This window comes from Frateuria edaphi (genome assembly GCF_021117405.1).
GTDB lineage: Bacteria > Pseudomonadota > Gammaproteobacteria > Xanthomonadales > Rhodanobacteraceae > Frateuria_A > Frateuria_A edaphi.
This window is the reverse complement of the sequence record NZ_CP088251.1, coordinates 2,978,420-3,001,153: the sequence shown is the minus strand read 5'-3', so window position 1 is coordinate 3,001,153 and position 22,734 is coordinate 2,978,420. Positions and strand designations below refer to the sequence as shown.

25 protein-coding genes and 1 tRNA gene are annotated in these 22,734 nt (G+C 68.7%); 19 read left to right on the top strand and 7 right to left on the bottom strand.

Translation table 11 applies throughout. The features are described 5' to 3' along the window. Positions 1-30: 30 nt before the first annotated feature. The 4 genes from dusA to LQ772_RS13940 all read left to right on the top strand — a co-directional run bounded on the left by dusA (position 31) and on the right by LQ772_RS13940 (position 3,536). Positions 31-1,008, top strand: a complete 978-nt coding sequence (gene dusA, locus LQ772_RS13955; RefSeq protein WP_231326052.1) for a tRNA dihydrouridine(20/20a) synthase DusA — start codon at positions 31-33, stop codon at positions 1,006-1,008. A 74-nt stretch (positions 1,009-1,082) separates the two neighbouring features. After that, the gene (locus tag LQ772_RS13950) at positions 1,083-1,388 is read left to right on the top strand and encodes a PepSY domain-containing protein (RefSeq protein WP_231321593.1); all 306 of its coding nucleotides are present in this window, start codon (positions 1,083-1,085) and stop codon (positions 1,386-1,388) included. Next, positions 1,388-2,080, top strand: a complete 693-nt coding sequence (locus LQ772_RS13945; protein WP_231321592.1) for a response regulator transcription factor — start codon at positions 1,388-1,390, stop codon at positions 2,078-2,080. Before LQ772_RS13950 ends, LQ772_RS13945 begins: the two co-directional genes overlap by 1 nt. 79 nt (positions 2,081-2,159) lie before the next feature. Continuing rightward, entirely contained in the window at positions 2,160-3,536 is a 1,377-nt protein-coding gene (locus LQ772_RS13940) for an ATP-binding protein (RefSeq protein ID WP_231321591.1), read from the top strand. Between the two features lie 44 nt (positions 3,537-3,580). Here the strand turns inward: LQ772_RS13940 and LQ772_RS13935 are convergent, their stop codons facing one another. Continuing rightward, positions 3,581-3,898 carry a hypothetical protein gene (locus LQ772_RS13935; protein WP_231321590.1) on the bottom strand — a complete coding sequence of 106 codons (318 nt, stop codon included), beginning with the start codon at positions 3,896-3,898 and terminating at the stop codon, positions 3,581-3,583. Positions 3,899-4,085: 187 nt separating this feature from the next. Here LQ772_RS13935 and LQ772_RS13930 point away from each other — a divergent pair, with 187 nt between their 5' ends. From LQ772_RS13930 to LQ772_RS13895, 8 genes are all read left to right on the top strand, one after another. Continuing rightward, on the top strand, positions 4,086-5,057 hold the full coding sequence (locus LQ772_RS13930; RefSeq protein ID WP_231321589.1) for a biotin--[acetyl-CoA-carboxylase] ligase: 972 nt from the start codon (positions 4,086-4,088) through the stop codon (positions 5,055-5,057). Further along, complete coding sequence (locus tag LQ772_RS13925; RefSeq protein WP_231321586.1) at positions 5,054-5,812, top strand: type III pantothenate kinase; 759 nt, start codon at positions 5,054-5,056, stop codon at positions 5,810-5,812. The genes LQ772_RS13930 and LQ772_RS13925 overlap by 4 nt, the downstream gene beginning before the upstream one ends. A 27-nt stretch (positions 5,813-5,839) precedes the next feature. Then, on the top strand, positions 5,840-6,520 hold the full coding sequence (locus tag LQ772_RS13920) for an SPOR domain-containing protein (RefSeq protein WP_231321584.1): 681 nt from the start codon (positions 5,840-5,842) through the stop codon (positions 6,518-6,520). 68 nt (positions 6,521-6,588) lie between these two features. Then, positions 6,589-6,664, top strand: a tRNA-Thr gene (locus LQ772_RS13915). Positions 6,665-6,709: 45 nt separating this feature from the next. Beyond that, positions 6,710-7,624: an arginase gene (gene rocF, locus LQ772_RS13910; RefSeq protein WP_231321582.1), complete on the top strand. Its 915-nt coding sequence runs from the start codon at positions 6,710-6,712 to the stop codon at positions 7,622-7,624. Between the two features lie 117 nt (positions 7,625-7,741). Continuing rightward, on the top strand, positions 7,742-9,100 hold the full coding sequence (locus LQ772_RS13905) for a tryptophan--tRNA ligase (protein ID WP_231321580.1): 1,359 nt from the start codon (positions 7,742-7,744) through the stop codon (positions 9,098-9,100). A 10-nt stretch (positions 9,101-9,110) separates the two neighbouring features. Further along, positions 9,111-9,440: a hypothetical protein gene (locus tag LQ772_RS13900; RefSeq protein ID WP_231321578.1), complete on the top strand. Its 330-nt coding sequence runs from the start codon at positions 9,111-9,113 to the stop codon at positions 9,438-9,440. Between the two features lie 7 nt (positions 9,441-9,447). Continuing rightward, entirely contained in the window at positions 9,448-10,092 is a 645-nt protein-coding gene (locus LQ772_RS13895; protein WP_231321576.1) for a DUF6348 family protein, read from the top strand. A 115-nt stretch (positions 10,093-10,207) separates the two neighbouring features. On the opposite strand, the gene LQ772_RS13890 is transcribed toward LQ772_RS13895, so the two are convergent. The 4 genes from LQ772_RS13890 to pdhA form a co-directional block, all read right to left on the bottom strand. Then, positions 10,208-10,591, bottom strand: coding sequence for a VOC family protein (locus tag LQ772_RS13890; RefSeq protein WP_231321574.1), 384 nt, complete (start codon positions 10,589-10,591; stop codon positions 10,208-10,210). A gap of 152 nt (positions 10,592-10,743) precedes the next feature. Next, positions 10,744-12,132 carry a dihydrolipoamide acetyltransferase family protein gene (locus tag LQ772_RS13885; RefSeq protein WP_231321572.1) on the bottom strand — a complete coding sequence of 463 codons (1,389 nt, stop codon included), beginning with the start codon at positions 12,130-12,132 and terminating at the stop codon, positions 10,744-10,746. 69 nt (positions 12,133-12,201) lie between these two features. Continuing rightward, complete coding sequence (locus LQ772_RS13880) at positions 12,202-13,182, bottom strand: alpha-ketoacid dehydrogenase subunit beta (RefSeq protein ID WP_231321570.1); 981 nt, start codon at positions 13,180-13,182, stop codon at positions 12,202-12,204. 3 nt (positions 13,183-13,185) lie between these two features. Continuing rightward, a complete protein-coding gene (pdhA, locus tag LQ772_RS13875) occupies positions 13,186-14,271 on the bottom strand; it encodes a pyruvate dehydrogenase (acetyl-transferring) E1 component subunit alpha (RefSeq protein WP_231321568.1) in 1,086 nt (361 codons plus the stop codon). 383 nt (positions 14,272-14,654) lie between these two features. On the opposite strand from pdhA, the gene LQ772_RS13870 reads away from it, so the two are divergent. Together LQ772_RS13870 and LQ772_RS13865 are read left to right on the top strand one after the other, a co-directional pair. Further along, the gene (locus tag LQ772_RS13870) at positions 14,655-15,497 is read left to right on the top strand and encodes a tryptophan 2,3-dioxygenase (protein ID WP_231321567.1); all 843 of its coding nucleotides are present in this window, start codon (positions 14,655-14,657) and stop codon (positions 15,495-15,497) included. Positions 15,498-15,652: 155 nt separating this feature from the next. Continuing rightward, the gene (locus LQ772_RS13865; protein WP_231321566.1) at positions 15,653-17,161 is read left to right on the top strand and encodes a peptide MFS transporter; all 1,509 of its coding nucleotides are present in this window, start codon (positions 15,653-15,655) and stop codon (positions 17,159-17,161) included. Between the two features lie 71 nt (positions 17,162-17,232). Here the strand turns inward: LQ772_RS13865 and LQ772_RS13860 are convergent, their stop codons facing one another. Next, a complete protein-coding gene (locus LQ772_RS13860) occupies positions 17,233-17,712 on the bottom strand; it encodes a MarR family winged helix-turn-helix transcriptional regulator (protein ID WP_231321565.1) in 480 nt (159 codons plus the stop codon). A 137-nt stretch (positions 17,713-17,849) separates the two neighbouring features. Between LQ772_RS13860 and hppD the strand changes: the two genes are divergently transcribed. Next, positions 17,850-18,944 carry a 4-hydroxyphenylpyruvate dioxygenase gene (gene hppD, locus LQ772_RS13855; RefSeq protein ID WP_231321564.1) on the top strand — a complete coding sequence of 365 codons (1,095 nt, stop codon included), beginning with the start codon at positions 17,850-17,852 and terminating at the stop codon, positions 18,942-18,944. A gap of 21 nt (positions 18,945-18,965) precedes the next feature. On the opposite strand, the gene LQ772_RS13850 is transcribed toward hppD, so the two are convergent. Then, entirely contained in the window at positions 18,966-19,358 is a 393-nt protein-coding gene (locus LQ772_RS13850) for a DUF5362 domain-containing protein (RefSeq protein WP_231321563.1), read from the bottom strand. 121 nt (positions 19,359-19,479) lie between these two features. Between LQ772_RS13850 and hmgA the strand changes: the two genes are divergently transcribed. The 4 genes from hmgA to LQ772_RS13830 all read left to right on the top strand — a co-directional run bounded on the left by hmgA (position 19,480) and on the right by LQ772_RS13830 (position 22,681). Then, positions 19,480-20,787 carry a homogentisate 1,2-dioxygenase gene (gene hmgA, locus LQ772_RS13845; protein ID WP_231321562.1) on the top strand — a complete coding sequence of 436 codons (1,308 nt, stop codon included), beginning with the start codon at positions 19,480-19,482 and terminating at the stop codon, positions 20,785-20,787. Further along, positions 20,787-21,359 carry a lectin gene (locus LQ772_RS13840; RefSeq protein WP_231321561.1) on the top strand — a complete coding sequence of 191 codons (573 nt, stop codon included), beginning with the start codon at positions 20,787-20,789 and terminating at the stop codon, positions 21,357-21,359. Before hmgA ends, LQ772_RS13840 begins: the two co-directional genes overlap by 1 nt. Before the next feature lie 18 nt (positions 21,360-21,377). After that, complete coding sequence (locus LQ772_RS13835; protein ID WP_231321560.1) at positions 21,378-22,364, top strand: fumarylacetoacetate hydrolase family protein; 987 nt, start codon at positions 21,378-21,380, stop codon at positions 22,362-22,364. A gap of 74 nt (positions 22,365-22,438) precedes the next feature. Then, positions 22,439-22,681: a hypothetical protein gene (locus LQ772_RS13830; RefSeq protein WP_231321559.1), complete on the top strand. Its 243-nt coding sequence runs from the start codon at positions 22,439-22,441 to the stop codon at positions 22,679-22,681. The last annotated feature ends 53 nt before the right edge of the window (positions 22,682-22,734 follow it).

Sequence of the window (22,734 nt, the reverse complement as noted above, 5' to 3'; positions counted from 1 at the left end):
GGTGCGCCTGCGTACAATGTGCGCATGAGCATGACCCCCGATCCTGCCGACTTTCGCCTGTGCGTCGCGCCCATGATGGACTGGACGGACCGGCACTGCCGCTACTTCCACCGGCTGCTGTCACCGAACGCGCGGCTGTACACCGAGATGGTGACCAGCGCCGCGCTGGTGCGCGGCGGCCAGCTGCGCCTGCTCGAACACAGCCAGCAGGAGCATCCGGTCGCGCTGCAACTGGGCGGCAGCGATCCGATGGAGCTGGCGCAGGCGGCGCGGCTGGGCGCGCAGGCCGGCTATGACGAGATCAATCTCAACGTGGGCTGCCCGTCCGACCGGGTGCAGTCCGGCCGCTTCGGCGCCTGCCTGATGCGCGAGCCGGGGCTGGTCGGCGACTGCGTGCGGGCGATGCGCGAGACGGTGGACGTGCCGGTGACGGTCAAGTGCCGCATCGGGGTGGACGACCAGGACGATTACGCCGATCTGCAGCACTTCACCGGCACGATGGTCGAGGCGGGCGTGCAGGTACTGGTGGTGCACGCGCGCAAGGCCTGGCTGCAGGGCCTGAGCCCGAAGGAAAACCGCGAGATCCCGCCGCTCGACTACGAGCGCGTGTACCGCCTCAAGCGCGAGTTCCCGCAGCTGGTGGTGGTGATCAATGGCGGCATCACGACGGTGGAGGCGGTGCAGGCGCACCTGGGACAGGTCGATGGCGTGATGCTGGGGCGGGCGGCCTATCACGATCCCTTCGTGCTGGCGCAACTGGAGGCGGCGCTGTATGGCGCGCCCGTTCCCGCGCGCGAGGAAGTCCTTGCGCATCTGCGGCCCTACGTGGAGGCGGAACTCAAGCGCGGCACCGCGCTCAAGCACATCAGCCGGCACCTGTTGGGGCTGTACCAGGGCGAGCCCGGCGCCCGCACGTTCCGGCGCGTGCTGAGCGAGGGTGCGCACCTGCCCGGCGCGGGCTGGAGCCTGCTCGAACAGGCTCTCAGCGGTCGCCGGGAGGCGGCGTGAACCGGCCGGCCATTGTTCAGCCCCGCTTGCCTAGGCTGGTAACCATTTGGACTCGAGCCACCGCCTTGCCTACGATGTTTTCCCGACGCCTCCTTGCCTGCCTGCCGGTCCTGCTGCTGCCGGTGCTCGCGCATGCCGCCCCGCCGCAGGAGAAGACGCCGATGACACTGGAAGAGGCGGTGGCGAAAGTGCAGCAGGACACCGGCGGTAAGATATTGTCGGCTGATCCGCGCAAGTTCGGCCGGCGGACCGAGTACCGCATCAAGGTGCTCACCCCGGAAGGCCACGTGCGGACCATCTCGATTTCGTCCGATGCCCCGCGTGCGGGCGCGGGCAAACACCCGGCCGGCAACGGCGCAGGCAAGAAGGAGAAACACTGATGCGCATCCTTTTGGTCGAGGACGAGGCGCCCTTGCGCGAGACCCTCGCCGCGCGGCTGAAGCGTGACGGCTTCGCGGTCGACGCCGCGCAGGACGGCGAGGAAGGCATCTACCTGGGACGCGAGGTGCCGTTCGACCTGGCGATCATCGACCTGGGACTGCCCAAGATGTCCGGCATGGAGCTGGTCAAGGCGCTGCGCGAAGCCGGCCAGCGCTATCCGATCCTCATCCTCACCGCTCGCGGTTCCTGGCAGGACAAGGTCGAGGGCCTGAAGCATGGCGCCGACGACTACCTGGTCAAACCCTTCCACGTCGAAGAACTGCTGGCGCGCATCAACGCGCTGGTCCGCCGGGCCAGTGGCTGGTCCAAGCCGGTGCTGGCCTGCGGGCCGATCAAGCTGGACACCACCGCGCAGACGGTGATGGTGGAGGGCAAGCCGGTCGACCTCACCAGCTACGAGTACAAGGTGCTCGAATACCTGATGCTGCACGCCGGCGAGCTGGTCTCCAAGGCCGACCTCACCGAGCATATCTACCAACAGGATTTCGATCGCGATTCGAACGTGCTGGAGGTCTTCATCGGGCGCCTGCGCCGCAAGCTCGATCCGGAAAGCGCGCTCAAGCCGATCGAGACCGTGCGCGGCCGCGGCTACCGCTTCGCCATTCCCCGCAGCGACGGCGACGACGACTGAGTCCGGGTCCATGGTCCTGCGGCGGCCCCTGAGCATGCACGCCTCGCGCCGCCCGCAGCCCACGGGCGGTCGCTGATCGATGTTCGCGCCCCGTCCGTTCTCGCTGGCGGCGCGCGCGGCCATTGCGACCGGCCTGGTGCTGGCCGGCTTCCTCGGACTGGTCGGCCTGACGCTCTCGCGGGCCAACCACGAGACCGCGCTCAACAACCTGCACGACCGGCTACAGAACTACGTGATCGCCTACCTGGCCGGTAGCGAGGTGTCGCGTTACGGCAAGGTATTGCTGCCCGACGCGCCGCCGGACCCGAGCTTCTCGCAGCCCGGTTCCGGCCTCTACGCCGTCGTGCTGGGCGACAAGGGTTTTCGCTGGGAATCGTCCTCGGCAATCGGCCGCGACTTCGCCTTTCTGAAAACGCTGGATCCGGGCGAGAACCGCTTTGCCGGTCCGATCGACACGCGCATGGGCCGGCTCTACTACTACGCGCTGGGCGTGGCCTGGGACGTGCCCGACAAGAAGCCGCTCAGGCTGACCTTCATGGTCGCGCAGACCGAAAGCCAGTTCGAGGGCGAGAACGCGGTGTACCGGCGCACCCTGGTCGGCATGCTGTCGATCCTGGGCGTGATGCTGATCGTGCTGCAGTTGCTGCTGCTGCGCTGGAGCCTGACACCGTTGCGCAAGGTCGCCACCGACATGGCACGCGTCGAACGGGGCAAGAGCGATCACCTGGACAGCCAGTACCCGCTGGAACTGATCCCGCTGACCGACCGCATCAACGCCTTCATCGACTCCGAACGCGAGCAGCGCACGCGCACCCGCAACACCCTGGCCGACCTGGCGCACAGCCTGAAGACCCCGTTGGCGGTGATCCGCTCGCGGCTGGAGTCGGTCGGCGAGCAGCCGACCCTGCGCGGCGACGTGCTCGACCAGGTGCGGCGCATGGACGAACTGGTCGCCTACCAGCTCGCCCGTGCCGCGACCTCGGGCCGGCAGACCTTCGCCAGCGCAGTGCCGGTCGCCGGCCACGCCGAGGACCTCGTGCGCAGCCTCGAGAAGGTCTACGCGGCCAAGAACGTGCTGTGCGAGTTCGAGATGGACGAGGGCGCGGCGTTCTACGGCGAGCAGGGCGATCTGCTGGAGTTGATGGGCAACCTGCTGGAGAACGGTTTCAAGTGGGCCGGCCACCGCGTGCTGCTGGTGGTCAAGGCGCAGCCCCAGGCCGGCCGCCAGCGGCCCGGTCTGTGGCTCAGCGTGGAGGACGACGGCCCCGGCATCGCCGAGGACCAGATCGAGAAGGTGCTCCAGCGCGGTGTGCGCGGCGACGAACGCGTGCAAGGGCACGGCATCGGCCTCTCCATCGTGCAGGACATCGTCAAGGCGTACCGCGGCGAGCTGGTGGTCGACCGCTCGCCCGAACTGGGCGGCGCGCGCTTCAGCGTGAATCTGCCGGCGAGCTAGCGCGGCCTAGAGCCCTCTCCCTCCGGAGAAGGGCGCCGATCCAGCTACTGGATCGAACCGGGCAACAGCGACTGCCAGCCCAGGCTGCTGTGATGGCTGGCGCGCGGGCGCGCCGTTGTGGAACCGCCGCCGCCACCGCCATCACTGTCGCTGTCGTCGGCATTGTCGCCGCCCGGGCCGGGCAGGATGCAATCGTGGTTGGCGCTGGAGGCATCGCTGCCCGAACCGCCGCCGTCATGGCTGCCGCCGTCGATGGTGGCGTGCGGGGCGGTGGGGTCCTGGGTGGACACGCCCATGGCCGACACGGTGCCCACGCTGGCAAGCGCGAGCAGGCATCCGAACAGGCAGCGTTTCAGTTCCATGGCGACCAACCCCTTGATCCACCGGCCAAGGCTCCGGATCGTCGCAGAAACGTACGGGGCTTGCCAGTGCCCGGCGCGGACGGTTGGCGCAGGGCGTGACGGGGCTCCGGAAAGGCTAGAATCTCCCGATGCGCGAGACCTTTTTCCCCGCCCGCGTGGCCGGATCCGACCCTGGAGTGTGCGGCTGATGCAGGCACAACAACTGCTGGCCGCTTTGGCCTCCGGCGAGGCGGTGTCGGGCGCACAGCTCGCCGATCGCTCCGGCGTCACCCGCGCGGCCATCTGGAAGCAGGTCGAGACGCTGCGCGCGCGCGGCGTGCCGGTCGAGGCCCGGGGCGCCGCCGGCTACCGGCTGCCGTGGCCGGTGCAGTTGCTGGATGCCACGCGCATCCGCGCGGCCCTGCCGCGTACCTGCACATCCCGCCTGGGCGCGCTGGAAGTGCACTGGGAGCTCGATTCCACCTCCAGCGAGTTGCAACGCCGGTTGGGCGAGACGGCCGATTTCAGCATGGTGCTCGCCGAAACGCAGACCGCGGGGCGCGGCCGGCGCGGGCGCAGCTGGCTGTCGCCGCCTGGCCTGAATCTGTATCTGTCCTGCCTGAAGCGCTTCGATCGTGGGTTCGCGGCGCTGTCGGGCCTGTCGCTGGCCGTGGGCACGATGGTGCTGCGGGCGATCGATTCGCTGGGCATCGAGGGCGCGGGCCTCAAGTGGCCCAACGACGTGCTGGCCGACGGCGGCAAGCTTGCCGGCGTGCTGGTGGAACTGAGCGGCGAATACCAGGGGCCGTGCGCGGCCGTGATCGGTGTCGGCCTCAACCTGCGCCTGACCGAGGCGCTGCGCGAGCAGGCCGGACAGCCGGCGTGCGACCTTGCCACGCTGGCGACCGACCTGCCGGACCGCAACCTGGTGGCGGCCCGGTTGATCGCCGCGCTGGTCGAGGGCCTGCGCGAGTTCGAGCGGCACGGCTTCGCGTCTTTCGCGGAGGACTACGCCCGCCACGACCTGCTCGCCGGGCGGCAGCTCAAGCTCAGCGGTGCGCAAGGCCATTTCGAAGGCACGGGCGCCGGCGTCGATGCGCGCGGCGCGCTGCAGGTGCGCCTGGCAGACGGCGCGTTGCGCTCGGTCGACAGCGCCGACGTCACGGTGCGTCGCGCATGAGGCTGCTGCTGGACCTTGGCAACACGCGCCTGAAATGGGCGCTTGAGGAGGGCCACGGCCACTGGCAGGCGCAGGGCGCCGCCGCCTGGAACGAGGACCTGGCGTTGCTCGCCTCCACCTGGCAGGCGTTGCCGCTGCCCGCGGCGGCCTTTGGCGCGTCGGTGGTCGATGCCGAACGCGAACAGGCCGTGGCGGCACAGGTGCGCGCACTGTTCGGACGCGAGGTTGCCTGGCTGCGCACGCCGGCCAGCGCCTGTGGCGTGCGCAATGCCTATCCGGAGCCCGGACGCCTGGGTGTGGACCGCTTCCTGGCGATGGTCGCGGCACGCGCCGCCGGGGCGGGCGACTGCGTGCTGGTCGGTGTCGGCACCGCGCTCACCCTCGATGCGCTGGCCGTGGACGGTCGGCACCTCGGCGGACTGATCGCCCCCGGTCCGCGGCTGATGCAGCAGGCCCTGCTCGGCGCTACCGCGCAGGTGCGTCCGCGCAACGACGGCGTGCTGGTGGACGCTGCCGACAACACCTCCGATGCAGTGGTCTCCGGTTGCTGGCAGGCCGCCGCCGCGCTGGTCGAACGCTTCGTGGCGCGCATGGCACCGCGGTTCGGCGAAGCGCCCGCGCTGCGGCTGGACGGCGGCGACGCCGCCGGTCTGGTGCCATTGCTGGGACTGCCGGCGACCATGGTCGAACACGGCGTGCTGCGGGGTCTGGCGGTGTGGGCGCAGGCACAGTCGGGCAGCTCCGCGACGCCCTAAGATGTGCGTCCACCCGGGGGGAGTCCGATGTTCCTGCGCCTGCTGTTCGTCCTGCTGATCGCGTTCAATATCGCGGTGGGAGCCTGGCTGCTGCTGGGCCAGGACGACTCGCACGGGCGCAGCGTCACCGACCCGGGCGTGCCGATGCTGCACCTGCTCTCCGAGCAGACCGCCCCGCCCGCACCGGTCGCCAGCCGACCGCCCGCACCCGCCTCGATCCCGGCGCCCGCGGCCAGCGCGGCGGTGGCGCTGGAAACCCGCTGCCTGGCGGTCGGCCCGTTCGACACCCCGCAGGATCTGCGCAATGCCCGCACCGCACTGGCCGGCCCCGGCGTGCGCATGCGTTCGCGGCAGGAGCAGACCACCGAAACGCGCGCCTGGTGGGTCTACCTGCCCGCGCCCGGCACGCGCGCCCAGGCGCTCGCGCTGGCCCGCCGGCTGGGGGAGGCGCACGTGGGCGACTACTTCGTGATGAGCTCCGGCGACCAGCCCAACGCCATCTCGCTGGGCCTGTTCAAGGACCCGGCCAACGCGCGCAAGCGCCGCGACGAAGTCACCACCGCCGGCTTCTCCGCCCAGATCCAGGAACGCAGCGAGCAGGTGCCCGAATACTGGCTGGATTTGGTGGTCGCCGACGGGGCGCGCTTCGACTGGCGCGGCCGGGTGCGCACGGCGGGGATCGGTTCGCACAGCACGACCTGCTTCTAGGTTGGCCGGGAACCCATTACCCCCACCGTCCCTACGCCCCGCCTGCTAGACTCCATGCCTTCTCCAGGGCCGGCATAGCTCAGTTGGTAGAGCAACTGATTTGTAATCAGTAGGTCGCGGGTTCGACTCCTGCTGCCGGCACCAGCCGCGCGCCAGCGCGCGGCATCCCACCGGACGGACATGGCCCTTATGACCCAGCAGACAGTCAGCTTGATCGGCGCACCCACCGACATCGGCGCAGGCCACCGCGGCGCCTCGATGGGCCCGGAAGCGCTGCGCGTGGCCCGGCTGGCCGAAAAGCTCGAAGCGCGCGGGTTGAAGGTGATCGACCGCGGCAACCTGCAGGGTCCGCTCAATCCCTGGCTGCCGCCGGAAAACGGCTACCGCCACCTGGACGAGGTGGCGACCTGGAACATGGCCGTCCATACGGCCGTGCGCCAGGAGCTGCAGGCCGGCCGCGTGCCGGTGATGCTCGGCGGCGACCACTGCCTGGCGATCGGTTCCATCTCCGCGGTGGCCGACCACTGCCGCGACACCGGCAAGAAGCTGCGCGTGCTCTGGCTGGATGCGCACGCCGACTTCAACACCGCCGACGCGACGCCCTCGGGCAACATCCACGGCATGCCGGTCGCGTGCCTCTGCGGCAATGGCCCGGACGTGCTCACCGGCATCGGCAACCACAAGCCTGCGACCTCGCCGCATGTGTACCGCCAGGTCGGCATCCGCTCGGTGGACGACGACGAGAAGAAGCTGGTGCTCGAGGCCGGCATGAAGATCTTCGACATGCGCCACATCGACGAGGTCGGCATGAAGCGGACGATGGAGGAGGCGCTGGCCGACATCGACGAGGGCACGCACCTGCACGTCAGCTTCGACGTCGACTTCCTCGATCCGTCGATCGCCCCGGGCGTGGGCACGACGGTGCGGGGCGGCCCGACTTACCGCGAGGCGCAGCTGTGCATGGAGATGATCGCCGACACCGGTCGCCTGGGCTCGCTGGACATCGTCGAGTTGAACCCCGCCTACGACAAGCGCAACCAGACCGGCAAGCTGGCGGTGGATCTGGTCGAGTCGCTGTTCGGCAAATCCACGCTGATTCGCTGAGCGACATCGCCGCACTGCGACAGCATTGCGCGTGCCGGCACGCGTCCCGAACGCCTATCATCGATCGGCTGGCGGTGCGGTCCCGCCGCCCGCGCCCTTACCTCCAGAACTGAAGTCATGAACCGAACCCGCGTCCTCACCGGCATCACCACCACCGGTACCCCGCATCTGGGCAATTACGCCGGCGCCATCCGGCCGGCGATCGCGGCGAGCCGACGCGACGATGTCGACGCGTTTTTTTTCATGGCCGACTACCACGCGCTGATCAAGAGCGACGATCCGGCGCGCATCGCCCGCTCACGGCTGGAGATCGCGGCGAGCTGGCTGGCGTGCGGGCTCGACCCGGAGCGGGTCACCTTCTACCGCCAGTCCGACATTCCCGAGATTCCGGAGCTCACCTGGCTGTTGACCTGTGTCACCGCCAAAGGACTGCTCAATCGCGCGCACGCCTACAAGGCGGCGGTCGACCGCAACGTGGAGACCGGCGAGGATCCGGATGCCGGCGTAAATGCGGGCCTGTACATGTATCCGGTGCTGATGGCCGCCGACATCCTCGCCTTCGACGCGCACAAGGTGCCGGTCGGCCGTGACCAGATCCAGCACCTGGAGATGGCGCGCGACATCGCGCAGCGCTTCAACCACATCTACGGCCAGGACTTCTTCGTGCTGCCGGAGGTGCAGATCGAGGAGCAGGTCGCGACGCTGCCGGGTTTGGACGGCCGCAAGATGTCCAAGAGCTACGACAACACCATCCCGTTGTTCGCCGGCGGCGCCAAGGCGCTGCGCGAGGCGGTGATGCGCATCGTCACCGACTCGCGCCTGCCGGGCGAGCCGAAGGATCCGGAAAGCTCCTCGCTGTACACGCTCTTCCGCGCGTTCGCCAGCGATGCCGACACTGCCGCGTTTCGCGGTGCGCTGGAATCGGGGCTGGCCTGGGGCGAGGCCAAGCAGGCGCTGTTCGACCTGCTGGAAGGCCAGATCGCGCCGATGCGCGAGCGCTACGACGCATTGATCGCCCAGCCTGCGCACATCGAGGCAATCCTGCAGGAAGGCGCCCGCAAGGCGCGCGCCATCGCCACGCCGAAGATGGCGCGGCTGCGCGATGCGGTCGGCCTGGGCAGCCACGTCGTGGCGTCCGGCGCCGCGGAGGCGGCCAAGCCGCGCGGGGACAAGCCCCCGCGCCTGGCCAGCTTCCGCGACGAGGAAGGGCGGTTCCGCTTCCGGCTGTTCGCCGGCGATGGCGAGGAATTGTTGCTCTCGCGCGCCTTCGACGACCCCAAGGCCGCCGGCGTGGCGCAAAAGCAGCTCAGGCAGGGTGGTGGAGCGGTCACGCTGCGCGCCACGCCCGCGGGCGGCGTGCTCGAGCTCGATGGCAGCGAGGTGGGCAGCACGCCCGCGTTCGCCGACGAAGCGACGCGCGACCAGGCGCTCGGCCGGCTGCGCGAGGCGCTCGACCAGCTCGCCGGCGCCGCCTGAGGGACCACCGATGCTTCGCTACCTCGCGCTGCTGCTGCTCGCGCCCTGGCTGCTGGTACTGGCTTGGGCCTATTTCACTTATCCCAGGAGCCTGCCGCGCACTGCCGCGCGCCGCGCGTTCGACTGGCTCGCGCTGCTGCTCGCGACCGCGGCGGCGGTGTTGAGCGCCGGCTGGGGCTTCGAGGCCGCGCCGCCTCCGCAGGTCGACGCGTTCGGCCGCGCGAGTGGCGCGATCTGGCAGCAGGTGCTGCCGGCCCTGCTCGGCTACGGCGCCTGCGTGGGCGTGCTGGCGCTGGCGATGCTGCTCCGATATCTACTTTGGCGCCCGGTGCGCCGGTGAGCGTGCGATGACTTCCGAAAAGCTCAAGGCCCAGCTGGCCCGCCTGTTCGAACGGCACGAGGTGGAACTCGAACCGGACGAGGACTGGCTGCTGACCGATGGCGACTATCCCGCACTGCGCGCGCAGTGGCAGGACGCGTCCACGCCGGGCGGGCCCGGCCGGCTGGACCTCGACCTGGTGCTGGACGAGGAGCGCCAGCTCGAGCTCAGCTACGCCGGCGACGGGCAGGGCGAGGCCGGCTGGCGCGATGCGCTGGATCGCTTCGCACGCAGTGATCTGCCGGTGTTGCTGGCCGCCTGCTGGTACGTCACCGACGAGCGCAGGCTGGACCTGGCGCAGTGGGAGCTTGGCCTGCGCCAATGGGACGTCTTCATCGGCCGCTTTGCGGTGGAGGGCGCGGACATCGCCGTGCCGGCGGGCATCCTGGCCAACGTGGCCGATGCATTGAAGAACGAGTCGCTCGCCCCGCGCCTGCACTGGATCCGCCTGTTCCTGCGCCGTACCGCCGACGGCACGCTGGCCACGGAGGTACTGCTCGATAACACGCCGTGGTCCGCCGGTGACCGCGCGCTGGCGGAGTTGGCCTGGCCGGAAAGCGCGCAGGCCTACGACGTACGCAGCCTGATCGCGCTGGACGTGCGCGACTACTGAGCTTCCGGCGACCGCGTTCGCGGCTTTCTGTCCTCAGGAGCGCATCTGGGCGCGGCCGTGATGCATGGCGGTCGCGCACTGGTCGCTGCTGCAGGGTGCTATCGCGCTCCCGGCTTCACTCCCAGCGATTGAGGTGCGGGCCGAAGCGCTCGCGTTGCTTCTGCACCACGCAGAAGCGGTGGCCGGTCGGCGCCTGCATCACCCACCAGCGTTCGCGGACGAAGGCGACGGGGCGTGCCCCGAGTGCTTCCAGACGCGCCACTTCCGCGTCGAGATCGTCGGTCTCGATGTCCAGGTGCACGCGGCTTTCGTGCGAAACCTTCTGCAGCAGGACGATCGGCTCGTCATCGGCGGTAGCGAGCGCCGCGTAACGCCCGTCGCCATCCTGGTCGGCATCTTCGACGGGCTTGCCAAGGGCGGCGCTCCAGAAGCGGATGGCCGGTTCCAGGTCGTCGAGCTGGCAGTCGAGCACGATGGTGCTGAGGCGGCTGTGGTGCATGGAAGGCCTCCGTTGGACTGAAAGCCAAGCGTGCGCTCGAGGGCGTGAAAAGAAAACGGAGCGCCGGGGCGCTCCGTTTCCGGTGGACAGGCGTTGGCGCCCATCCGTCCGCGCGACCTTCGCTCCCGCAGGGCGGGAGAAAGGGCGCTTCCTTACTGCGGCAGCGCCAGGTCGTCCAGCAACGCCTTGAGGAAGCGCGCCGCTTCGCCACCGGTGGCGGCGCGGTGATCGAAGGTCAGGCTGATCGGCATCCGGCGGTGCACTTCGATGCCGCCCATGACCGCCACCACGTCGTGGCTGAGCTTGCCGGCGCCGATGATCGCCACGCACGGCGGCACCACCACCGGGGTGGCGTAGCGGCCGGCGAACATGCCGAAGTTGGACAGGCTGATGGTGTAGCCGGACAGTTCCGACGACGGGATCGTGCGGTCCTCGACCTGCGAGCGCAGGCGCTTGATCGCGGCACGCACGCCGGCGCCGTCGAGCACGTCGGCATTGCGCAAGGCTGGCACGAACAGGCCGTCGTCGGTGTCGACCGCGATGCCGATGTCGACGTGGCGATGCATCGTGCGGGTGAGGTTCTTGCCGTCGAACCAGGCGTTGAGCGCCGGCACCGCCTTGCAGGCGGCCACGATGGCGCGGATCAGGCGCGCGGTGATGTCCTGCTTGCCGATCCAGGCGTGCAGGTCGGCATCGTCCACCAGCGTGGTCGGCACGACCTGGGCGTGGGCTTCGGCCATCACGCGGGCCATGTTGCGGCGCACGCCCTTCAACTGTTCGGGCTGGCCGGTGGCCGGCTGCGACGGGGGCGCGGTGCGCACGGGCTTGCCGGCGAGCGAGACCGGGCCGCGCTGCGGCGCCGGGCCGGGCTCGGGCAGCTCGGGCGCCAGGTGGCGGCCGGCCGACGCGGGCACGGCACGCGCCGGGGCCGCACCGAGCGGGGCACTGCCATTGGCGGCGGCGTCCTTGACGTCCTTCATGGTCACCACGCCGTCGGCGCCGGTCGGGCGCACCTTGGCCAGGTCGACTTTCAACTTCTTCGCAAGCGCGCGCACGGCAGGCACTGCCTTGACGCCGCCGATGCTGGCGGCCTGTTCGACGTGCACGGTGTTGCCGCTGACCATGGCGCCGACCACGGTGCCTTCGTCTTCGCGGTCCTTGCCGTTGGTTTCCACTTCGCCGCCTTCGTCCGAGGCAACCACCTTGTGGCCGTCGTCCGGCGCGGGGCTGCCCACGCTCTTCTTCGGGCCGTGGTGGTGGCCGGTGGCCTCGGCCTCGGCGCGCTGCTTGGCGTTGGGGTCGGGTTCGAAGTCGGCCAGTGCCGCACCGGTCTCGATCACGTCGCCAGCGGCGCCGTACAGCTTGGTCACCTTGCCGGTGTAGGGCGAGGGCACCTCGACTACCGCCTTGGCGGTTTCCATCGAGGCCAGCGGCGCGTCGAGCTTGATCGTGTCGCCGACTTTCACGTGCCATTCGACGATGGTCGCGTCGGGCAGGCCTTCGCCGAGGTCGGGCAGGTAGAACGTCTTGATGTCAGCCATGGCGTTGTATCCGGAAAAGGGAATAGGGGATGGAACGGGCGCGCCTGATGCGCTGCCTCGTTCCCTCGATCAGCTCGCCGCCAGCTTGCGCTTGGCCGCCTCGACCACGCGCTCGGTGCTGGGCAGGTACTTCATTTCCAGTCGGAACAGCGGGATGTGCGTGTCGAAGCCGGTCACGCGCTCGACCGGCGCGAGCAGGTCGTACATGCATTCCTCGGCCAGGCGCGCGGCGATCTCGGCGCCGAAGCCGGCGGTCTTCGGGGCCTCGTGCACGATCACGCAGCGGCCGGTCTTCTGCACCGACTCGGCAATGGTGTCGAAGTCCAGCGGTGTCAGCGTGGCGACGTCGATCACCTCGGCGCTGATGCCCTCGGCGGCCAGCGCATCGGCCGCTTCCAGCGTCTCCTTCACCTGCGCGCCCCAGGTCACCAGGGTCACGTCAGTGCCGTCGCGCAGCACGAAGCACACGTCCAGCGGCAGCGCCTCACCGTCGTCCGGCACTTCTTCCTTGTACTGGCGGTAGATGCGCTTGGGCTCGAAGAACATCACCGGATCGGGGTCGCGGATCGCCGCCAGCAGCAGGCCGTAGGCCCGCGCCGGCGAGGAGGGCATCACCACGCGCAGGCCCGGGATATTGGTGAACAGGTGTTCGTTCGCCTCGGAGTGATGCTCCGGCGCACGGATGCCGCCGCCCCACGGGGCGCGCCACACGGCGGGCACGGTGAGGCGGCCGCGGGTGCGGTTGCGCAGGCGCGCGGCGTGGCAGGCGATCTGCTCCATCATCGGGTAGATGAAGCCCTCGAACTGCGCCTCGGCCACCGGCTTCATGCCCTGCACGGCCAGGCCCACGGTGACGCCGGCGATGGTGGTCTCGTCCAGCGGGGTGTCGAGCACGCGCAGTTCGCCGAACTTCTCCTGCAGGCCCTGGGTGGCGCGGAACACGCCGCCGTTGACGCCCACGTCTTCACCCAGCACCACGACCGATTCGTCGTGCGCCATCTCGTAGGCGAGCGCCTGGGTGACTGCTTCGATAAGAGTGATCTGTGCCATGGCTTAGTGGGCCTTGTTCTCGAGCGAGAGCGCGAGGTCGCGCTGCTTTTCCAGGTCGGCGGGAACTTCCGCGAAGGTGTAGTCGAACATGGCGGTGACCGGTTGGGTCTTGGTCTCGAGGTAGGCGTTGACCTCGTTGTCCATCCAGTCGTCGCACTCGGCCTTCCAGGCTTCTTCCTTCTTGTCGTCCCACACCTTCTTGGCCACCAGCCAGTTCTTCAGGCGCTTGACCGGGTCCTTCGCCCAGGCGTCCTTGACTTCCTGCTCGCCGCGGTAGCGGCGCGCGTCGTCGGCGGTGGTGTGGTCGCCCAGGCGATAGGTGACCGCCTCGATGACGCTGCCGCCTTGGCCGTTGCGGGCGCGCTCGAGCGCGTCCTCCATCGCCTTGCGCACGGCGATGATGTCGTTGCCGTCGACCTGGATGCAGTACAGGCCCGCGGCAATGCCCTTCTGCGCGAGCGTCGGCGCGCCGGACTGGATCTTGCGCGGCACCGAGATCGCCCACTGGTTGTTGACGATCACCGCGACCATCGGCAGGTTCTGCGCGCCGGCGATGTTGATCGCGCCGTAGAAGTCACCCTTGGACGAGCCGCCATCGCCGATGGTGCACACCGCCACGCGCTTCTCGCCGCGGATCTTGAACGCCAGCGCGGAACCGGCCGCATGCAGGCACTGCGTGGCGATCGGCACCGACCAGGCGAAGTCGTGGCGCGCCGGCTCATTCTGGTAATCGTTGCCGCGCTCGTCGCCGCCCCAGTACATGTACACCTCGCGCGGCTGCACGCCGCGGTAGAGCTGCGCGCCGTATTCGCGGTAGCTCGGTGCGAGCACGTCTTCGGGCTTCATGGCGCTGCCGATGCCGACGTGCGCGGCCTCGTGGCCCAGGCACGAGGCATAGGTGCCGAGCTTGCCGGTGCGCTGCAGCGCGATCGACTTGGCGTCGAACACGCGGGTTGAGAGCATCAGCTTGTACAGCTCGACCATCTGGTTCAGGTCCTGCGCGAAGGCAGGCAGGTCGTCACGCACCTGCTTGCCCTCGGCGTCGAGGTATTGCAGGTACTCGATTTCAAACTTGGCGGCGATGGACACGACTCGCTCCCGTGAAGGTGGAGTGGAGATGGGGATGCGTTGGGGGAGGCGGCGGCCCATCCAGTGGGGCCAGGCACGCGCAAACGGCCCGAAAAGACCGCCTTTGATAGCAGGCGCGCGTGTTGCGCTGCAAGGTACGGTGCAACATGCGCGGGCGTGTGGAGGGCGTCGGCGGGACCTCGCGCAACGCCTGGATCGCTTGCTGGCGCAGCGTCTCCGCAGCAGCGCCCCTGGGGCTCACGGTCGCCCGGGGCGCTCCTGCAGCGACAGCCGTCGTATCGGTGAGGCCATGACCGGCCTCTCCTCTTATCCTGGATCAGGAGCGCCTGCGAAACGCCCCCGGTACCATGGCGGCCTGGATCGAAAGGGACGGAAAGCATTCCATGGGCGACAACCAGCGCGACCTCGAAACCGGCATCGAGACGGACCTCAACGGCAAGATGACCTACGGCGGCTACCTGCAGCTGGGCACGCTGCTGTCCGCGCAGCGCCCGCTCACCAGCCACCACGACGAGATGCTGTTCATCGTGCAGCACCATGTTTCGGAGCTGTGGATGAAGCTGGTGATCCACGAGCTGAAGGCGGCGATCGCGGACCTGCGCAAGGACGACGTCGACGGCTGCCTGAAGGTGCTGGCCCGCGTGAAGCAGGTGCAACGCCAGCTGTTCGAGCAGTGGGCGGTGCTGGAGACGCTCACCCCCGCCGAATACCTTGAATTCCGCGACATGCTTGGGCCCTCCTCGGGCTTCCAGTCGCTGCAGTACCGCATGATCGAGTTCGCGCTGGGCAACAAGCACGCCGACATGCTGGCGGTGTTCGCCCACGATCCGGCGGCGCAGGCGCAGCTGCGCGAGGTGCTGGAGGCGCCCAGCCTGTACGACGAATTCCTGCGCTATCTCGCCCGCCGCGGCCACGCCGTTCCGCCGGAACTCATCGAGCGCGACTGGACGCAGCCCTACCGCCGCAATGCGGGCCTCCTGCCGGTGCTCAAGCGCATCTACGAGGAACGCGGCGACTTTTGGCCGGAATACCATCTGTGCGAGCAGCTGGTGGACGTGGAGGAAAGCTTCCAGCTGTGGCGTTTCCGGCATATGAAAACGGTCGAGCGGATCATCGGGCACCGGCGCGGTACCGGGGGATCCTCGGGCGTGTCGTTCCTGAAGAAGGCGCTGGAGCTGGAGTTCTTTCCGGAATTGCTGGACGTGCGCACGGTGCTCGGCACCTGACCGATCCCTTGTAGGGCCGCACGCGCGCGGCCGGGACATCGCGATCGCGCACAGGTGCGCTCCTACAGGGCCGCCATTGACGTGGCGCCCTTGCGCCGGTTACACGTCACCGATTGGCGCGCGCCGAGCGCGTCCCTCCACGCCAAGGGGAACCCATGAGCCAGACCGCCGAATCCGCGCCGGCCGCCGCGCCCGACTATCCGCAGCTGCTGGGCCACCCGCGCCCGTTGTGGATGCTCTTCATGACCGAGTTCTGGGAGCGCTTCGCCTACTACAGCGTGAGCTGGGCGCTGGTGCTCTACATCGTGGCGCAGTTCTTCAATGGCGATCCGGCGGGGCAGGGCTGGGCGGCGGGCATCTACGGGGCTTATACCGCGCTGATCTACGCCGCCTCGATCTTTGGCGGCTACGTGGCCGACCGGGTGATCGGCTACCAGCGCTCGATCCTGCTCGGCGCCGCGGTGATGGCCGCCGGCCTGTTCACGCTGCTGGTGCCGAGCAAGCCGCTGATGATGCTGGGCCTGGCGCTGGTGATCGCCGGCGATGGCCTTTTCAAGCCCAACATCTCCACCATGGTCGGCCAGCTCTACGGTCGCGACGATCCGCGCCGCGACCGCGGTTTCACCCTGTTCTACATGGGCATCAACGCCGGCGCGTTCGTGGCCCCGCTGCTGACCGGGTGGATGGCCGCCTACTTCACCGACACCCCGATGCAGCAGAACTACCGCATCGTGTTCGGCGCTGCCGGCGTGGGCATGCTGCTGAGCTTCCTGTGGTTCTGGTTCGGCCGCCGCGGCCTGAAGGGCGTGGGCCGCCCGCTGCCGGGCATGGAAAACCGCCTGCGCGTGCTGTGGGTACTGATCGGCGCGGCGGTGGCCGTGCCGCTGATCTACGCGCTGCTGGCGTACGTTGGCGCCGAGGGCCTGCAGTGGCTGCTGGGCGTGCTGTTCATCGGCGTGGCGGCGGCGCTGATCGTGGAGGCGTTGCGCCATGACCGGGTGCAGCTGCACCGGGTGATCGCCATGCTGATCGTATTCGTCTTCAGCGTGGTGTTCTGGACCTTCTATTTCCAGTTCGGCACCTCGCTCAACTTCCTGGCGGAGAACTGGGTGGACCGCGAGATGTTCGGCGGCTGGATCTTCCCGGTCGGCTGGTTCCAGTCGGTGACGCCGCTCTCCATCTTGGTGTTCGCGCCGCTGCTGACGCTGGTGTGGGCCGTGCTGTCGCGCCGCAAGGCCGAACCGTCGATCCCACGCAAATTCAGCTTTGGCCTGATCTTCAACGGCCTGGGTTTCATCGTGCTGGTGTACGCGCTCAAGGAGCTGCTCGGGCCCACCGGTCTGATCCCGTTCTGGCCGCTGGTGCTGTGCTACGTGATGCAGACGCTGGGCGAGCTGTGCCTCTCGCCGATCGGCCTGTCGATGGTGACCAAGCTCGCCCCGCCGCGGCTGGTCGGCCTGGCGATGGGCGGCTGGTTCCTGTCGCTGGCCGCCGGCGGCGATTTCTCCGGGCTGGTGGCGCGCTCGATCAGCGGCGAGACCGGCATGACGGTCGCCTCGGCGCTGTCCGGCTTCAATTTCTGCTTCTGGGTGCTGTTGGGTGCGGGCGTGCTTCTGCTGCTGATTTCGCCCTTGATCAACAAGCTGATGCACGGAGTGAAGTAAGCACCAACCGCAGGGTGGGCCTCAGCCCGCCACGCGCTTTGCGGTGAAGGAATGGTGGGCTGCGGCCCACCCTAAAGGGGCGTGTCCTGGCTTGGCATCAGCTTGTCCAGGATGCGCTCGAGCCAGGCCCGCTCCTCGACATCGAGCTTCGCCAGCAGCTCGCGTTCGCGCGCCCGCGCCATCGGCGCCACCTGATCGTGGATCACCCAGCCCGCTTCGGAAAGATTGAGCACCGAGCGGCGCTTGTCGCCGTCGTGGATCGCGCGATCCACGCGCCCGGCCTCGACCAGTCGCGCCAACGCGCGGCTCACCGCCACCTTGTCCATCGCCGTGCGCTCGGCCACCTCGCGCGCCGACAGTCCGTCGAAACGTGCCAACACGGCCATCACCCGCCACTCGGTGACCCCCAAGTCGAAACGGCGCTGGTAATCGTCGGCGATCGCTTGGCTGACCGTGTTGGACACGATCGACAGTTGATACGGCAGGAAATGCTCGAGTTCGAGTGGTGCGTGTTCGGCGGGCGGTCGGTCAGGTGGGCGCTTGGCTGGCACGGCAGCGCGGCTCCTTGCAAATGGTTTCATATGTAACTATAACGGAGATCTAGCCGGAATCTTCGTGGTCCCCGCGCATCCTCGCGGACGTGGCCGCACCGCCCACTCTACGTCTTCCAGCCTTTGAGGAGAGCGCCATGAACGCCCAACCGAACCTCGGCATGCAGGTCACCACCTTCGAGAACCCGATGGGCATCGACGGCTTCGAGTTCGTCGAGTTCGCCGCGCCGGCGAGCCGCGGTGGCGAGCTGCACGAGCTGTTCCGCAAGATGGGCTTCACCGCCGTGCTCAAGCACAAGCGCAGGGCGATCACCGTGTACCGCCAGAACGGCGTGAACTTCCTCGTGAACGAGGATCCGGATTCCTTCGCCGCCGATTTCGCGGCCAAGCACGGTCCCTGCGCCTGCGGCTTCGCGATCCGCTTCAAGACGCCCTCGGACGAGGTGTGCCGGAAGGTGCTCGGCAACGGTGGCGAGGCGGTCGATCACAAGGCCGCCAGCAAGGCGGTCGATGCGCCGGTGGTCAAGGGCATCGGCGACTGCATGCTGTACCTGGTGGACCGCTACGGCGCCAGGGGCGACGTCTACGACGGCGACTACGAGGCCGTGCCGGGCGCCGAGAAGAATCCCAAGGGTTTCGGCCTGACCTTCATCGACCACCTCACGCACAACCTCTACTTCGGCAACATGCAGAAGTGGTCGGACTACTACGAGCGGCTGTTCAACTTCCGCGAGATCCGCTACTTCGACATCAAGGGCGCCAAGACCGGCCTGGTGTCCAAGGCGATGACGGCGCCGGACGGCATCGTGCGCATCCCGCTCAACGAGTCGAGCGACCCGAAGAGCCAGATCAACGAGTACCTAGACGCCTATCACGGCGAGGGCATCCAGCACATCGCCTGCTTCACCGACGACATCTACGCCACGGTCGAGAAAATGCGCGAGCAGGGCGTGGAGTTCCTCGATACGCCCGATACCTACTTCGACGTGATCGACATGCGCATTCCCGACCACGGCGAGGACGTGCCGCGTTTGCGCAGGAACAAGATCCTGATCGACGCCGATCCAGAGACCAAACAGCGCAAGCTGCTGCAGATCTTCACGCAGAACAACATCGGGCCGATCTTCTTCGAGATCATCCAGCGCAAGGGCAACGAGGGATTCGGCGAGGGCAACTTCCAGGCGTTGTTCGAATCGATCGAACGCGACCAGATGAAGCGCGGCGTGCTGTAAGGCACGCCGCGGGAACAGCGGTCAGTGACCGAGGTTGTTGTGCAGCATGGCGGCGACCACTGCACCGAAGAACACGAAGTAGATGACCATCAGCGCGAGGCCGACCAGGTAGAGCACGCCCTGGATCACGAAATAGGTCTTCAGCCGCGACAGGGCTTCGATCAGTGCGTTGGCATCGTCCTGGAGCTGCGAGCGCTGCGCGGCCCCGGCCGACTGGAGCAGCAGCACGCCGATCCAGATCGGCAACCAGGCAATGAGGATGCCGATGATGGTGATGGCGGTGAGCGCACCCTGGATGATGAACATGATGCCGATGAACTTCATCCAGCCCGCGGCCGATGCCAGCGGCAGGCCGATTTCGCGGGTTGCGCGCGCAGGCATGCCCGCGCCGGGTGCGGCAGGTACGTAAGACATGTGGTTCCCCTGGTTTTGAGTGCGTAAGTGGGACCGGGCTTCCCCCTGGATGCCCGGCCGGGCAGAGAGTAGAGGCAAAGGGCATGGCCGCACAGGGCCTGCCACCATCGGAGCTGAGGTCATGAAGACGGGCAACGTATCGGCATACCAATCGGGCTTCGGCAACGAGTTCGCCACCGAGGCGATCCCGGGCACCCTTCCCGAGGGCCAGAATTCCCCCCAGCGCGTGGCCCACGGCCTCTACGCCGAGCAGCTCTCCGGCACCGCCTTCACCGCGCCGCGCCACGTCAACCGCCGCAGCTGGCTTTACCGCATCCGCCCGGCCGCCGTGCACGAGCCGTTCGAGCCGCTGGCGCACGGGCGCTTCCACAACCGCTTCGACGAAGCCCCGGCCACGCCCAACCAGTTGCGCTGGGACCCGCTGCCCAGCCCGGCGCAGCCCACCGATTTCGTCGATGGCCTGGTCACCATCGCCGGCAACGGCGGGCCGGCCGAACAGGCTGGCATCGGCATTCACCTGTACGCGGCCAACCGCTCGATGGAAGGCCGCTACTTCTACGACGCCGACGGCGAACTGCTGATCGTGCCCCAGCACGGCCGCCTGCACCTGGCCACGGAGCTGGGCGTCATCGAGCTGGAGCCGCAGGAGATCGCGGTGATTCCGCGCGGCGTGCGCTTCCGCGTGGAGCTGCCGGACGGCGAAGCCCGCGGCTACGTCTGCGAGAACTTCGGCGCGCTGCTGCGCTTGCCGGACCTGGGCCCCATCGGTTCCAACTGCCTTGCCAATGCGCGCGATTTCCTGACCCCGGCGGCGGCCTACGAGGACGTCGAAGGTGACTTCCGCCTGGTCGCCAAGTTCCAGGGCAGCCTGTGGCAGGCGAAGATCGGCCACTCGCCGCTGGACGTGGTCGGCTGGCACGGCAACTACGCGCCGTACAAGTACGACCTGCGCCGCTTCAACACGATCGGCTCGATCAGCTACGACCACCCGGATCCGTCCATCTTCACCGTGCTGACCTCCGGCAGCGACACGCCCGGTACCGCGAACATGGATTTCGCGATCTTCCCGCCGCGCTGGCTGGTGGCGCAGCACACCTTCCGCCCGCCGTGGTTCCATCGCAACGTGGCCAGCGAATTCATGGGCCTGATCACCGGCGTGTACGACGCCAAGGCCGAGGGCTTCGTGCCGGGCGGAGCCAGCCTGCACAACTGCATGAGCGGCCACGGGCCCGATGCGGCGACGTTCGAGAAGGCCTCCAGCGCCGACCTTTCGAAACCCGACGTGATCGGCGGCACCATGGCTTTCATGTTCGAGACGCGCAAGGTGATCCGCCCGACGCGCCAGGCACTGGAATCGCCGCAGCTGCAGAAGAACTACTACGAGTGCTGGCAGGGCATCGCGCGGCACTTCGAGCCGGGATGCGGTTGATGCGCCGGCTCGCGGGCGCCGTCTGCGCGCTGCTGCTCGCCGCCTGCGGCAGCGGCGAGCAGGGCAGTGCACCGGCGCTCGCGCCCGTCGCGGCCGCGACCAGTGGTGCGGCCGATACGGCTCCCGCAGGCATGGCCCGCTACGACGGTTACGGTGACCTCCGGTTCGGCATGGACGAAAAGGCGTTCGCCGACGCATGGAAGGGCGAGCTCACTCGCCTCGGCCCACCGGGCCAGGCGTGCTTCTACCAGACGCCGAAGTGGGCGAAGACGCCCTCCGACTTCGCCTTCATGTTCGAAGGCGGCCGCTTCGTGCGCTACGACGTGGGCACGCTGAAGGAAACCGCGCCCGGTGGCGGCAAGATCGGCATGCACGCCGAACAGATCCGCACGTTGTACGGTGCGCGGGCCAGCGAGACACCGCACAAATACCTACCTGGTGGCAGGGTGTTGCGCGTGACCGCCCCGCAGGGCATGGGCGTGCTGGTCTTCGAGACCGACGCGCAGGGCAGGGTGACGCGCTGGCGCGCCGGCGTGCCGCCGCAGGTCGATTACGTGGAAGGCTGTGGTTAATTTCAATCCGGAGTTCTCATGAAACTGGCAAGTCTCAAGGAAGGCGGCCGCGACGGCACGCTCATCGTGGTCAGCCGCGACCTCACGCAGGCGGTGACCGCCATCCACATCGCGCCGACGCTGCAGGCCGCGCTGGATGACTGGTCGAACGCGGCGCCGCGCCTGAACACCCTGTCCGAAGCGTTGAATGCCGGCGAAGTCGTGGGCGCGTTTGCGCTGGACATGGCCAACCTCGCCTCCCCGCTGCCGCGCGCCTACGAGTTCGTCGACGGCTCCGCCTACCTGCCGCATGTCGAACGCGTGCGTCGCGCGCGCGGCGCCGAGGTGCCGGCGAGCTTCTACAGCGACCCGCTGATGTACCAGGCCACCAGCGCCGGCTTCCTCGGGCCGCGCGATCCGGTGGTGGTGCCGAGCGAGGACTTCGGCATCGACCTGGAAGCAGAGGTGATCGTTGTCACCGACGACGTGCCGATGGGCGCCACGCCGGCCCAGGCCTCCGGACACATCCAGCTGATCGGCCTGGTCAACGACGTTTCGTTGCGTGGCCTGATCCCGGGCGAACTGGCCAAGGGCTTCGGCTTCCTCCAGAGCAAGCCGCGCTCGGCGCTCTCGCCGGTGCTGGTCACGCCGGACGAACTGGGCGAGGCGTGGCGGGACGACAAGCTGCACCTGCCCATGCGCACCTGGCTCAATGGCAAGTGGTTCGGCGAGGCCGATTGCGGCGTGGACATGCAGTTCAGCTTCGCCCAGCTGGTCGCGCACGTGGCCAGGACCCGCCCGCTGACCGCCGGCACCATCGTCGGCTCGGGCACCATCGCCAACGAAGACACCAGCAAGGGCGCCTCCTGCCTGGCCGAGCAGCGCACAGTCGAAACCCTGCGCGACGGCAAGCCGAGCACGCCGTTCCTGAAGTTTGGCGACCGCCTGCGCATCGAGATCACCGACGCCGCCGGCGCCTCGATCTTCGGCGCCATCGAACAAACCATCACGCCGCAGAAGGCATGATCGGTGCCGCCCGGGCGCACAGGCGCCTGGGCGGTCCTGGCCCGCCGGCCATCGTTCACAGAAGGAGCCTGCCGATGCCGCATCCATTGCCTGCCCTTGCCGCTTTCGTCGCCGCGCCGCTGCTTGGCCTGGCCGTGCATGTCGCCTCGACGCATGCCGCCGGCCACCCGCCGGTCGCCCGCGCGGCGAACCTGCCGAACAACCTGTGTGCGTCCTGCCACGGCGGCGGGCGGGTGGCTTCCCTTGGCGGCGACGCGCTGGGCGTGCGTGATCTGGTAGCGACGCGCGCCTACCTGCAGGACGCGCCGCGGGGCTAGTCGCCCGCAGGACTCCCCCATCCGCCCCCGGCACGTTCGTCCCAGCGGAGAAG